The 12,456-nt window shown below is 74.9% G+C and carries 12 protein-coding genes; 6 read left to right on the plus strand and 6 right to left on the minus strand.

Features of this window, described 5'->3' with window-relative positions:
* Window positions 1-30: 30 nt before the first annotated feature.
* The 4 genes from ABDB74_RS06965 to ABDB74_RS06980 form a co-directional block, all read right to left on the minus strand.
* A complete protein-coding gene (locus ABDB74_RS06965; RefSeq protein WP_346622804.1) occupies window positions 31-1,065 on the minus strand; it encodes an NAD-dependent epimerase/dehydratase family protein in 1,035 nt (344 codons plus the stop codon).
* The gene (locus ABDB74_RS06970) at window positions 1,062-2,519 is read right to left on the minus strand and encodes a wax ester/triacylglycerol synthase family O-acyltransferase (protein ID WP_346622805.1); all 1,458 of its coding nucleotides are present in this window, start codon (window positions 2,517-2,519) and stop codon (window positions 1,062-1,064) included. Before ABDB74_RS06970 ends, ABDB74_RS06965 begins: the two co-directional genes overlap by 4 nt.
* A gap of 146 nt (window positions 2,520-2,665) precedes the next feature.
* The gene (locus tag ABDB74_RS06975) at window positions 2,666-3,631 is read right to left on the minus strand and encodes an alpha/beta hydrolase (RefSeq protein ID WP_346622807.1); all 966 of its coding nucleotides are present in this window, start codon (window positions 3,629-3,631) and stop codon (window positions 2,666-2,668) included.
* A 42-nt stretch (window positions 3,632-3,673) separates the two neighbouring features.
* The gene (locus tag ABDB74_RS06980) at window positions 3,674-5,635 is read right to left on the minus strand and encodes an FUSC family protein (RefSeq protein WP_346622809.1); all 1,962 of its coding nucleotides are present in this window, start codon (window positions 5,633-5,635) and stop codon (window positions 3,674-3,676) included.
* Window positions 5,636-5,697: 62 nt separating this feature from the next.
* Between ABDB74_RS06980 and ABDB74_RS06985 the strand changes: the two genes are divergently transcribed.
* Window positions 5,698-6,519, plus strand: coding sequence for a Nif3-like dinuclear metal center hexameric protein (locus ABDB74_RS06985; RefSeq protein ID WP_346622811.1), 822 nt, complete (start codon window positions 5,698-5,700; stop codon window positions 6,517-6,519).
* Window positions 6,520-6,529: 10 nt separating this feature from the next.
* On the opposite strand, the gene ABDB74_RS06990 is transcribed toward ABDB74_RS06985, so the two are convergent.
* Window positions 6,530-7,267, minus strand: coding sequence for a hypothetical protein (locus ABDB74_RS06990; protein ID WP_346622813.1), 738 nt, complete (start codon window positions 7,265-7,267; stop codon window positions 6,530-6,532).
* A gap of 105 nt (window positions 7,268-7,372) precedes the next feature.
* Here ABDB74_RS06990 and ABDB74_RS06995 point away from each other — a divergent pair, with 105 nt between their 5' ends.
* The 5 genes from ABDB74_RS06995 to ABDB74_RS07015 are packed head-to-tail and all read left to right on the plus strand — an operon-like array spanning window position 7,373 to window position 11,711.
* The gene (locus tag ABDB74_RS06995) at window positions 7,373-9,172 is read left to right on the plus strand and encodes a carbon starvation protein A (protein WP_346622814.1); all 1,800 of its coding nucleotides are present in this window, start codon (window positions 7,373-7,375) and stop codon (window positions 9,170-9,172) included.
* The gene (locus tag ABDB74_RS07000; protein ID WP_346622816.1) at window positions 9,169-9,573 is read left to right on the plus strand and encodes a hypothetical protein; all 405 of its coding nucleotides are present in this window, start codon (window positions 9,169-9,171) and stop codon (window positions 9,571-9,573) included. Before ABDB74_RS06995 ends, ABDB74_RS07000 begins: the two co-directional genes overlap by 4 nt.
* A gap of 60 nt (window positions 9,574-9,633) precedes the next feature.
* Complete coding sequence (locus ABDB74_RS07005) at window positions 9,634-10,374, plus strand: C4-type zinc ribbon domain-containing protein (protein ID WP_346622818.1); 741 nt, start codon at window positions 9,634-9,636, stop codon at window positions 10,372-10,374.
* Complete coding sequence (locus ABDB74_RS07010; RefSeq protein ID WP_346622820.1) at window positions 10,371-11,465, plus strand: bifunctional RNase H/acid phosphatase; 1,095 nt, start codon at window positions 10,371-10,373, stop codon at window positions 11,463-11,465. Before ABDB74_RS07005 ends, ABDB74_RS07010 begins: the two co-directional genes overlap by 4 nt.
* 12 nt (window positions 11,466-11,477) lie before the next feature.
* Window positions 11,478-11,711: a hypothetical protein gene (locus tag ABDB74_RS07015; protein ID WP_346622821.1), complete on the plus strand. Its 234-nt coding sequence runs from the start codon at window positions 11,478-11,480 to the stop codon at window positions 11,709-11,711.
* On the opposite strand, the gene ABDB74_RS07020 is transcribed toward ABDB74_RS07015, so the two are convergent.
* Window positions 11,690-12,445 (minus strand): sulfite exporter TauE/SafE family protein, encoded by a 756-nt coding sequence (locus ABDB74_RS07020; RefSeq protein ID WP_346622822.1) that lies wholly within the window; start codon window positions 12,443-12,445, stop codon window positions 11,690-11,692. The genes ABDB74_RS07015 and ABDB74_RS07020 overlap by 22 nt on opposite strands.
* Window positions 12,446-12,456: the final 11 nt, after the last annotated feature.

A 12,456-nucleotide genomic window follows, 5' to 3' on the forward strand; every position in this document is an offset into this window, starting at 1 on the left:
CGGCCGCTCACCCCGTCGGCCAGCGCGCCGTCAGCCCCGGGAGCGGAGCGTGTCCCGCAACGCCTCGAGACCGGTGTAGCGCGGCTGCCAGCCGAGCTCCTGCCGGGCCCGTGTCGTGTCCATGATCGCCGGGCGGCCGGCCGCCTCGATCCACTCGGCCACCGGCGGCAGGAACGGCAGCCGCGCCACCGCCCGGGCCGCCGCCTGGGCGGGGGCGGCCGGTAGCGGGACGGGGATCGCGCCGAACTCCCGGGCCACGTCGGCGGCGGTCAGCACGCCGTCGCCGGCGATGTTGTAGGCCCCGGGCGGGCCGGCCCCGACGACGCAGAGCTGCAGCGCCCGGCCGACGTCCTCCTCGTGCACGAACTGCATCGGCAGCCGCGGCACGAACACCGGCACGGGAACCGGCAGTCGGCGCGGCCGGCCGAACAGCGCGCGCCCCAGCGGCGCCAGCGGGCCCGGCAGCACGTCCTTGCCGCCGATCGCGTTGGGGCCGAGGACGACCGGGGGCCGCAGCAGGTAGAGGGCGAGCTCGGGGTGGTCGGCCGCCTCCCGGTCGAGCAGCGACTCGAGCTCGGCCTTCTCCTGGGCGTAGAAGAGCCGGCCGGCCGGGCGGGTCGGCCAGTCCTCGCCGATCCGCGCGGGGTTGTCGGCGTGGAAGCCGTACGCGGCGACGGAGGAGGCGTAGACGAACCTCCGGGCGCCCACCCCGGCGGCGGCGCGGAAGACGTTCAGCGTGCCGTCCACGTTGATCGCGCGCGTGGTCTCCCGGGAGGCGTTGCCGGTGATGAGGAAGGCCAGGTGCACGACGACGTCGGCACCCTGGAAGGCCTCCCGCAACGCGTCGGGGTCGCGCACGTCGCCCCGCCGGTACTCCATCTTCGTCCAGCCCCGCCCGGCCGGGTCGAACGGACGGCGCGCGATGCCGATGATCCGGTCGACGCGGTCGTCGTCCTGGAGGAGAGGGACCAGCCCGGCGCCGAAGGTGCCGGTGGGCCCGGTGACGGCGACGGTCAGCCCGCGGGCCCCGCCGCCGGTGGTCGTCCGCTTCTTCGCCGGGCTCACCGGGTGGCTGCCCGGGCGGTGGACTTCGTGCCCGTCGGCTGCGGGACGTCGGGGGTGGCCTGCTCGGCCCGGGCGTGCTCGAGCAGTTCCTCGATGCCGCGCCGGATGCCCCCGGAGAGCACATCGACGTCGGGGAAGGCGTCGAAGTCGGCGTTGAGACCGAAGGTCATGGTGTCCAGGTAGCTGAAGATCCCGATCGAGCAGCGGATGCCACCGGCGATCGGCACGTAGGCGTGCGCCGAGCACATCCGCTTGCCCAGCACGTACAGCGGGACCCGCGGGCCGGGCACGTTGGTGGTCACGGCCTGGCACCAGGACTGCCCGGCCTGCATGCCCGCCCGCACCCCGAGGGAGAGCATGCTGGGGGCCACGAAGTCGCCCATCGCGATGATCGACGGGACGTCGACGGCCTGCATCGCCCTCTTGTACTCGTCCATCTGACCGCGGATGGACCGGAGCCGGGACACCGGATCGGGTTGGCCGACGGGCAGGTCGACGAAGACGGCGGAGACCTGGTTGTCCAGCGAGCCGCGCCGGCTCGCCGAGCGGACCGACACCGGCACCATCGAGCGCACCACGAGCTTGTCCGAGGACAGCTCGCCGCGGCCCTGGAGGAGGTCGCGGAAGCCCTTGGTGATCGCGGTGAGGATGACGTCGTTGACCGTGCCGCCCAGCGCCGTGCGCACCTCCTTGAACTCCGCGAGGCTGCCCTGCGTCCACGCCCAGCGCCGGTGCGGGCCGATGGACCCGTTCAGCGACCGGGCGGTGGGGGTGATCGCCTGCTTGGCCAGCGAGGGCACCGTCCCGGCCAGCGTGCGGCCGGTCTCGGTGAGGCCGCGCGCGTTGCGCAGGGCGGCGCCGACGCCCGGCAGGCCGGTCAGGGTGCGCAGCGGTGCGGTCGCCGCGTCGGTGAGCGCCCCCGCCACGAGCGCCGCCGACGACGGGTCGCGCCGCGGGGTCCAGTCACGCGGCTCGGCGTGGGTGGCGTCGGGGTCGAGGTCGAACATCAGCTGCATCAGGTCGGTGCCGGCGACGCCGTCGACCATGCAGTGGTGGACCTTGGAGATGAGCGCCCAGCGGCCGTCGGCCAGGCCCTCCACGAGCCACAGCTCCCACAGCGGCTTGGCCATGTCCAGGCGCTGACCCAGCACCCGGCCGGCCAGGTTGCGCAGCTGCTCGTCGCCGCCCGGCGAGGGCACGGCGGTGTGCCGGACGTGGTAGAGGATCTGGAAGTGCGGGTCGTCGACCCACATGGGTCGGCCGAGCTGCAGCGGGACCTCGCGCACCCGCTGGCGGTACCTGGGCACCCGGGGCAGCTTGCTCAGCAGCAGCCGCACCACGTCGCCGTAGCTGGGGGCCGGGCCTTCGAACACCGCCACCGATCCCACGTGCATCGGGGTGTTCTCGCTCTCGGCGAAGTAGAAGCCACTGTCGAGGGCACTCATGCGGTCCATGTCTCGCTCCTCGCCGCCCCGTCGCGCTGCTCGGACGGGGCCATCGCACGTCCGTCGGATGGCCGCCTGCGCCAGCGCCGTCAGGTGGACGGCTGACAGATCGTGTGGCGGCGACCACATTCAGGGGTGCCCCGGTCACGGGTGGGTCAACCGGCCTTCCGGGAGCCGTCCTCGATCCGGTCGAGCAGGTCGAGGAAGGCGCGGTCGACCACCGCCCTGCGCGTGAGGTTGACGCTGTGCCCGGCACCGGGGACCACCACCAGGTCGGCGCCCGGTCCCACGGCCTCGGCGATCCGGCGCCCGTGCTCGGCGGGCGTGAGCCGGTCGTACTGGGCGGCGACCACCGTCACCGGCACCCGGCTCAGCACCGGCAGGGCCGCCGTCTCGTCGTGGTCGACGAAGGTCGCGTAGAACGCCATCGTCACCGGCAGCGGCGTCGCCTCGAGGAGTTGCTGGACCAGCCGCACCGAGTGCCGGTCGGCGTCGTCCCGGCCGAAGAGCAGGCGGCGGATCAGGCGGCGGCCGAGGAACCGCCCCCGCCACGGCAGCCTGTCCATGCGCGGGGCCAGCAGTTGCAGGAGCCACAGGTAGAGCGCCAGCAGACCCAGCCGGCGGGCCACCTTCACCACGAATCCGGCCAGGCCGGTGTCGACCAGGCCGCCGGCCGAGGTGGCGAGCAGGAAGGCACCGACGACGCGGGTGCCGAACAGCTCCGGCCGCTGCCGGGCCAGCGCCATGATGCTCATCCCGCCCATGGAGTGCCCGGCGAGCACGACCGGCCCGGTGGGGACGACGGCGTCGAGCACCTGGGCGAGGTCGCGGCCGGTGCGGTCGATCGTGGCCCGGCGCAGCGGGGTCCAGCCGGAACGGCCGTGCCCGCGGTGGTCCCACAGCACCAGGCGGACGCGGTCGCGCAGCACGGCCCGCTGCAGGTCCCACTCCGCCAGCCGGGCGGTGAAACCGTGGCAGAGGACGACCGTCACCGGCGCGTTGTCCGGGCCGTCGACCTCGACGTGCAGGTCGACGCCGTCGTCGGTTGTCACCGTCCGGGACCCCGGCGGTGGCGAGCCGTCCATGGAGGGCAGGGTCAGCGGGGGCGGGTCGGTGGCCACGGCGCCATCCCAGGGGCCCGCGGCCGGCGGCGCAACCCGTGGTCAGTGCCCGCCGCGCCGGCCGGGGGCCGTCTCGCGCACCAGCCGGCGGGCGGCGTCGACCTCCCGGGCCACCGGCGCCAGCACCCCGTCGGCGTGCAGCTCGGCGTCGTCGGGCGTCCGCCGGGCGCCGATGTCGTCACCCAGCCGGTGGATCGCCCGGCGCAGCGCGGCCACCTGCGCCGGGTCGGGGGCCGGGTCCCCGCCCCGGGTGGCGATCACCGCCTCGGTGACGGCGTCGGCGGTGCGCTCGAGCTGCACGATGACCGGCCACCACGCCGCCGCGCGGGTGCTGATCGGTGGTGGCTCGGCCAGCCGCCGCTGCAGCTGGGTCTGCAGCTCGGTGAGCGCGCGGTAGGTGCGCCGGCGGGCGCGGCGGCGCTCGGCCGGGTCGCCGGTGAAGGCGGCCGCCACGAAGGCGTCCAGCGCGAGGGCGGCCCCGGCCATGGCCTCGTCGAACGGGGCGCGCCACGTCTGGGGCCAGAGCAGGTAGCCGAAGACCAGCACGATCGCGCAGCCGACCAGGGTGTCGAGCAGGCGGGCGACGACCAGGCCCGGCTCGCTGGGCAGTGCGACGTCCAGCAGCAGGATGATCAGCGGCGTCTGGAAGACCGAGAACAGCCCGAAGCTGGTGTCGCGGGCCCAGGGCAGGACGGCGGCTGCGCCCGCCAGCGCCAGGAGCACCCACGCGTCGTGGGGCAGGGCGGCCAGCAGCGCCGAGCCCAGCAGCACCCCGAGGATCGTGCCGACGCCGCGCTGCACGGCCCGGGTGAAGACCGAGCCGAAGTCCGGCTTGAGGATGATGGCGACGGTGAGCAGCACCCAGTAGGGGCGTTCGACGGGCAGGTACTGGCGGGCGATCTCGGCCACGGTCATGCACAGCGAGAGCCGGACGGCGAAGCTGCGGGTGTCGCGGCTGCCGAGCGTGTGGTCGGCCAGCTCTCTCAGCCGCTCCCGCGGGGTGGGCGCAGGGGACGGGGCAGCCGCGGTCGCCCGTTCCTCCGGATCCCCGACGACGTTCCACACCAGCCGCACCCCGTGCCGGACGGCGCGCACGGCCGGGTGGCCGCCCTCGAGCGGCGGCGGTCGCCGGCCGCTCAACTGCCGGGTGCCGGCGACGCCGGCGGCGAGCGCGTGCACGGCGGTCACGTCCTCGCGCCCGGCCGGCACGCCGGCGCGGGCGGCCGCGACCGCGCCCTCCACCAGCGGCGCCGCGGCGTTGAGGACGCCGGCCAGCTCCGAGAGCTCGCGGCTGCGGCCGGCCGATCGGCTCCGGCTGCGGATCACCCGGTCGTAGGCGGCGTTCAGCGCGGTGGTGAGCGCCCGTCGCGCGTCGGGGGCGCGGTCGCTGCCGACCGCCGAGAGCAGCGCCGCGATGCGGGTGAAGACCGCCGCCACCGCCGCGCGGTCGGGGTCGAGCGCCTCGGTGCGCGACTGGACCAGCGTGGCGAGCGTCGCCCACGCCGCGCCGCACAGGAAGAACCCGACACCCGCCACCGCCGGCAAGGGCGTGACCAGCCCGGACGCGAGCGCGGTGTAGATGAGGAGTTGCAGGGCGCCCAGCGACAGCGCGGCGTTGACGGCGCTGACCAGCGCCGCGGCCGCCGACAGCAGAGCGATGACGACGACCGGTTCCCAGCCGCCGCCGGTGGCGTACTGGCCGGCGAGCAGCCCGAGCATGCCGAAGCCCGTGGCGGCGCCGACCCGGCGCAGGCGGTCGCGCAGCGGCCCCGGCTGCGGTGCCAGGCTGGCCGCGAGCGCCCCCATGGTGCCGAACACGCCGGCCGCGAGCGGCGCGGCCGAGTCCATCCCGCCGCCGACGGCGACGGCGAGGGCCAGCGGGGCGGGCACCGCGACGGCGAACCGGGCGACGTCGCGCCAGGGCACCGGTGGCGGCGAGGTCCGCACCAGCGCCTCGAGCCACGCCGGGGCGCGCAGTGCCCGCTGCCGCCGCCATCCCGCCACGCCGGAAGCGTGTCATTCCGCCCCGCGGCCCGCGGGGAGGGTGCCGCCTACGCTGCGGAGCCGTGACCGTGCAGCTCGGAGAGGTCCTCGCCGCCCTCGACGCCCGCTACGACCCCGCTCTCGCCGAGGGGTGGGACGCCGTCGGCCTGGTCTGCGGGGATCCCGCCGAGGCGGTGCGGTCGGTGCTGTTCGCCGTCGACCCGACCGCCGCCGTCGTCGACGAGGTGATCGGGACCGGCGCGCAGCTGCTGGTCACGCACCACCCGCTGTTCCTCTCGCCGGTCCACGGGGTGCCGGCCGACGACCCGAAGGGCCGGCTGGTGCACCGGCTGGTGCGAGCCGGTGCCGCCCTGTTCGTCGCCCACACGAACGCGGACCGGGCCGCCGACCACGGGGTGAACGCCGCGCTGGCCGCCGTCCTCGGGCTCGCCGACGCCGTGCCGCTGGAGCCGGTGGCCACCGACCCGCGCGCCGGGCTGGGCCGCGTGGGCCGGCTGCCGGAGCCGCTGACCCTGCGGGAGTTCGCCCGGCACGCGGCCGCGGTGCTGCCCGCCACGGCCGGCGGGGTCCGGGCGGCCGGTGACCCCGAGCGGATCGTCCGCACCGTCGCGGTGTGCGGTGGCAGCGGCGGCTCGCTGGTCGGCGCAGCCGCGGCGGCCGGCGCCGACGTGCTGCTCACCAGCGACCTGAAGCACCACCCGGTGTCCGACGCCCTGGCAGTGCCCGGCCCGGCGCTCTGCGACGTGGCGCACTACGCCTCCGAGTGGCCGTGGCTGCCGGTGGCCGCCGAGGTCCTGCGCGGCGACCTGGGCGGCCGGGTGGAGGTCGCGGTCTCGACCCGGCGCACCGACCCCTGGACCTGCCGCGCCGGGGCGCCGGGGTAGCCGGTCCGGTCTACGCGTGGCCGGCGGCCTTCAGCGCCTGGATGCAGGTGCGCTCGAGGACGCGCTGGCGACGCATGCGGGCGAGCAGCCCGGGCACCGGCTCCAGCTCACGGGTGGCGGCCGGCCGGACCTCGGTCAGCCGGCCGCCGGAGTACCGGCCGGTGGTGGTGTGCACGGTCCAGCGCTCGACGTCGGGTACCGACAGCTCCTGGCCGATCAGCACGGCCGGTCCGGCGGCCTCCGGAGGTCCGTCGAGCACCGGCAGGGGATCGGCGGACCAGTCGGGGACCCGGACGGTGCGGACGTGCAGGCCGCCGTCGTCGACGCCGAGGACGGCGTCCGCCGGGTCGTCGCGGCGCCCGCCCGGGACGACGTCGACGGGTTCGAGCACGAGCACCAGCCGCGGCAGGTACCACCAGTGCTCCCGCCGCAGCATGTGCGAGTCCGCGAGGGCGCGGGACGGGGGGTGCTTGCGGAGCTCCTGGTCCAGCAGTTCCTCGGAGAACAGCTCGCCGTCGCCGTCCTCGACCAGGGTGAGACGGCCCGTGGCGACCAGCGGCGCCCATCGCGAGCCGGTCAGCCGGGGGTCGGAGAGGACCAGCGCCGCGGCGTCGCTCGCGGCGGCCGCGCGGGCGGTGGCCACTTGCGCCCACGGCAGCGCCACCGTCGGCTTCCCGCCCAGGACGAGGGGGACGACGCCGATGGCCGCGGGCGGTCCCTCCGGCGTCCGCCATAACAGTTCGGCCACACCGGCCGAGCGAACTGCGGTCTCAGCACTTGTGACGTCCATCGCCTGGTTGTCTACTCCCCTCGGACGGCGGCGACAGAGCCGCCCTCGGACCAGGGAGTCACCGTGCCTGCCTTCGTCGTGGCTGCTGTGGTCGGGGTGCTGTTCTTCCTCGGCTACCGCTACTACTCCAGCTATCTCGCCCGGAAGGTCTACGCCCTCGACCCGGCGTTCGTCACGCCGGCGCACGAGTTCAACGACGGCAACGACTTCGTCCCGACCAACAAGCACGTCTTGTTCGGTCACCACTTCACCTCGGTGGCCGGGGCGGCGCCGATCGTCGGCCCGGCGATCGCGGTCTTCTGGGGCTGGGGTCCGGCTCTGACGTGGATCGTCCTGGGCACCATCTTCGCCGCCGGCGTGCACGACTTCGGGGCGCTCGCGGTGTCGGTCCGGCACAAGGCGAAGAGCATCGGCACGCTGGCCGGCGAGGTCATCAACGGCCGGGCCAGGAAGCTGTTCCTGGCCATCATCTTCTTCCTGCTCACGCTGGTGAACGCGGTCTTCGCCGTGGTCATCGGCAACCTGTTCGTCGCCAACCCGGGTGCGGTCATCCCGATCGTCCTCGAGATCCCGCTCGCCATCGCCATCGGCGTCTACATCTACCGCACCCGCTCGTCGGCGTTGATCCCGTCGATCGTCGGCGTCATCGTCCTGTACGCGCTGATCCTCGTGGGCAACGCCTACCCGATCTCCCTCGACGGCCTGGCCGACGCGCTCGGTGTGGAGCAGACCCGGAACGTCTGGGTGGTGCTGCTGTTCGCCTACACCTGGATCGCCTCGCGCATCCCGGTGTGGGTCCTCCTGCAGCCGCGTGACTACATCAACAGCCACCAGCTCTTCATCGCCCTCGGTGTCATCGCGCTCGGGGTGATCGTCGGCATGAACACCATCCAGGCGCCGGTGATCAACGACGTGCCGGAGGGGTCGCCGAGCTTCTTCCCGTTCCTGTTCATCACCATCGCCTGCGGGGCGGTCTCCGGTTTCCACTCCCTGGTCTCGTCGGGGACGACGTCCAAGCAGCTGGACAAGGAGACCGACGCCCGCTACGTCGGCTACATGGGGGCCGTCGGCGAGGGCTCGCTGGCGACGGGAGCCGTCCTGGCCGCCACGGCCGGCGTCGCCGCCTCCCAGGCGGACTGGCAGGCGCTCTACCCGGACTTCGCCACGGCGTCGAGCGGCGCGGTGGGCAACTTCGTCGCCGGCGTGGCCCAGTTCGCCAACAACATCGCCGTCCCGCTCGACATCGCGACCATCTTCGCCGCCGTCGTCGTGATCAGCTTCGCGGCGACCACGATGGACACCGGCGTCCGGCTGCAGCGCTACGTCGTCCAGGAGATCGGCGAGCTGCTCAACGTGCGGGCGATCTCGCGCAACCTCACGGTCGCCACCACCATCGCGGTCCTGATCCCGCTGGGCATGGCGCTGATCCCGGGTGAGGGCGAGGCCGGCTACACCTTCGGCGTCCTGTGGCAGCTCTTCGGCACCACCAACCAGCTCACCGCCGGTCTGGCGCTCTCGGTCATCGCGGTGTGGGTGACGCGTCAGGGCCGCAACCCGATCGCGGCCATCATCCCGCTGGTGTTCCTGCTGGTGATGACGACGTGGGCGCTGATCATCAACCTGGTGAGGTTCGTCGAGAACGACCAGTGGGTGCTGGCTCCGCTGGACGCGCTGATCTTCGTCCTGGCGGTCTGGCTGATCGTGGAAGCGGCGCTGGCCCTGGTCCAGGCCCGGCGGGAGCGGCCCGCGGTGCCGGTCGACGGCACGGGCACCGGCCCGGAGTCCGTCGTCGCGCGGGCCAACCCCGACGAGGCCACCTCCGACGTCCCGCTGGGTGGGGCCGACCGGGACGACCGCCGGTGACCTCCCGCGTCGTCCTCGTCCGCGGCCCCCGGGCCGCGGGCGGGGGCGGCGGCTGCTGCAGCGGCGACGTGAGGCCGTTCGACGAGGGCGGTTCGCACTGCCACGCACCGCGGGACGGCGGCGACGAGGGCGTCGCCCCGGTGTACCGCGCGCTGCGTGCGGCGCTCCCGGACGACGTCGCCATCGAGATCGTCTCGCCGTCGAACTGGCTCTGGCTGGTGCCGGAGCTGGTGCGGGGCGGCCGTCGGCGAGGCCTGCGCGGCCCGGCGCTCCGGCGTTCGGTGCGCGCCGGGATGGCGGTCGAGTCCCTGATCGTCGACGGCGCGGTGCTCGCCTCCGGCCGGCTCCCGGCCCCCGCCGCGGCGGTCGCCGCGGTGGAGGCCGAACTGGCCCTGCGGTGAGCCGGCCACCGGGCGACCGACCCGCGCGGGGCAGGGGTGGTGCGCAGGTAGGTTGAGCGCGTGAAGGCCGACCATTTCGAGCAGCAGAAGCTTCTGGAGCTGGCAGCGGAGGACGTCGCGCTCACCCAGCTCGCGCACCGCCGGCGGACGCTGCCGGAGGCGGTCGCCGTCGAGTCCGCCGCCGAGGCGGAGCGGACGCTGGCCGACGACGCCGTCCGGGCCGAGACCGCGGCGCGGGACCTGCAGCGCGAGGTGAAGCGGCTGGAGGCGGACGTCGAGACCGTGCGGGCGCGCGCGGCCAAGGACCAGAAGCTGCTCGACTCCGGCAGCGTCTCGCCCAAGCAGATGACCGACCTGCAGCACGAGATGCAGTCCCTGGCGCGTCGTCAGTCGGACCTGGAGGACCAGGAGCTCGAGCTGATGGAGAGCCTGGAGACCGCCGAGGCCGCGCTCCGGGAGGCGCAGGCGGGCCGGGACGAGGCGCGTGCCGCGCTGGGGCGGGCCGAGCAGCTCCGCGACGACGCGCTGGCCGACATCGCCGACAGCACCACCCGGCACGAGGCCGCGCGGGCCGCCGTCGCCGGGGGCATCTCGGGGCCGCTGCTGAGCCTGTACGAGCGGATCCGCACCCAGACGGGCGCCACGGGTGCGGCGATGCTCAAGGCCCGGCAGTGCCAGGGGTGCCGGATCGAGCTGAACGGCCGGGAGCTCGCCGCCGTGCGCAACGCCGACCCGCACGAGGTGGTCCGCTGCGAGAACTGCGGGCGGATCCTGGTGCGCACCGCCGAGTCCGGGCTGTGACCCGGCGGTTCGTCGTCGAGGCCGACGGCGGGTCCCGGGGCAACCCCGGGCCGGCCGGCTACGGCGCGTTGGTGCGCGATGCGGAGACCGGGCGGGTGCTGGCCGAGCGGGCGGCGTCGGTCGGCCGGGCCACGAACAACGTCGCCGAGTACGGCGGCCTGGTGGCCGGGCTGCAGGCGGCGCTGGATCTCGACGCGTCCGCCCAGGTGGAGGTCCGGATGGACTCCAAGCTCGTGGTCGAGCAGATGTCGGGCCGCTGGAAGATCAAGCACCCCGACATGCAGCAGCTGGCGCTCCAGGCCCAGCAGATCGCCCGCAAGCTGGGCGGGGTGCGCTACACCTGGGTGCCGCGGGCCCAGAACGGCGCGGCTGACGCGCTGGCCAACAGCGCGATGGACGGCAGGCCGGTCCACCGCGACGCCGCCGCCGAACCCACGGTCGCCGAGGACGACGTCCAGCCGGTGCGCGAGCCGGCGCCGGTGGTCACCACGGTGACCCACCTGCTGCGCCACGGGCAGACGGAGCACACGCCCGAACGCCGGTTCAGCGGCCGCAACGACCTTCCCCTGTCGCGCACCGGCCGGGCCGAGGCCGAGGCGGCGGGGGAGCGCGCTGCCCAGCTGGGCATCGAGGTGGTCGTCGCGTCGCCGCTGCGGCGGACGCGGGAGACCGCGGAGATCGTGGCCGCGCGGCTCGGCCTGCCGGTCGAGTTCGACGACGACCTCCGGGAACTGGACTTCGGTGACCTCGAGGGGCTGACCTTCGACGAGGCCCGTGCCCGGCACCCGCTCGCGGTGCGCCGGTTCATGGCCGACGTGACGGTCGCGGCACCCGGCGGCGAATCGATCGCCGACGTGAGCACGCGGCTGGCCGGCGCCCGGCGGCGGATCCTCACCCGGCACGCGGGGAGGACCGTGCTGGTCGTCAGCCACGTGACGCCGATCAAGCTCCTGCTGGCGGCCGGGCTGGGGACCGGCGACGACGTGGTCCATCGAGTGTTCCTGGAGGCGGCGTCGCTGTGCACTGTCGCGTGGAGTTCCGACGGCCGGGCGTCGGTGCGCCTGGTGAACGACACCGCGCACCTGCGCTGAGGCGGTTCCGGGATGGCGAAGCGGGCGATGGCGTGGGCGGTGGGCGTGACGCTGGCCGCGTTCGGCCTCCCGGTGCTGCTCCAGGTCGGGCGCGGTGGCGGCGGGGACGTCCTGCTCCCGCCGGCGGGTGAGCTGGGAATCCTGGCCCTCTCGGTGGTCCTCGTGTTCGGGCTGACGTTCCTGGTCGCCTACGGGGTGCAGCGGTGGAACCGGAGACGGGCTGGTCAGACCCGGGTGAACAGGTAGACCGAGACCGCGACGCCGAAGGTCACGATCACCACCCGCAGCAGGGTCGCGGGGATGCGGGTGGCGATGCGGGCGCCCAGGAACCCGCCGACCAGGCCGGCCGGGGCGGCCACGGCGACGACCACCCAGTCGACCGGGCCGAAGAGCCCGAAGACCACCAGGGTGACGGTGGCGGTGACGGCGGAGAGCGCCGACTTGAGCGCGTTGGCCAGCTTGATCCGTTGCAGGCCGATGCCCAGCACGCCCACGAGGATGACCCCGAGCGCGCCCCCGAAGTAGCCCCCGTAGGCCGTGGCGAAGAAGAGCACCACGTACAGCCACCCCGGGTCGCGGCCGGGCTCGGCGGCGTCGACGCCGGACAGCCGCCGGGTGATCACGGGCTGGACGGCCAGCAGCAGACTGGCCAGCAGCACCAGGACCGGGACGAGGACGTCGAAGGCGTCCGACGGCGTGGTGAGCAGCAGGACGCTGCCGGCGAGGCCGCCGAGCACCGCCACCGCGCCGAACCGGAGGAGCCGCCGACGCTGGCCGGCGTACTCCGGGCGGAACCCGGCGACGCCGCCGAGATACCCGGGCCACTGCGCCAGCGAGTTGGTGACGTTCGCCGCCACCGTGCCCAGGCCGAGCGCCACGAGGGTGGGGAAGAGGATCAGCGAGCCACCGCCGGCGATGGAGTTGACGGCTCCCGCGAGAAGCGCGACGCCGGCCACGATGAGCAGCTCGGCGGCGGACACGAGCGGTGACC

Source organism: Blastococcus sp. HT6-4, assembly GCF_039679125.1.
Classification (GTDB): domain Bacteria; phylum Actinomycetota; class Actinomycetes; order Mycobacteriales; family Geodermatophilaceae; genus Blastococcus; species Blastococcus montanus.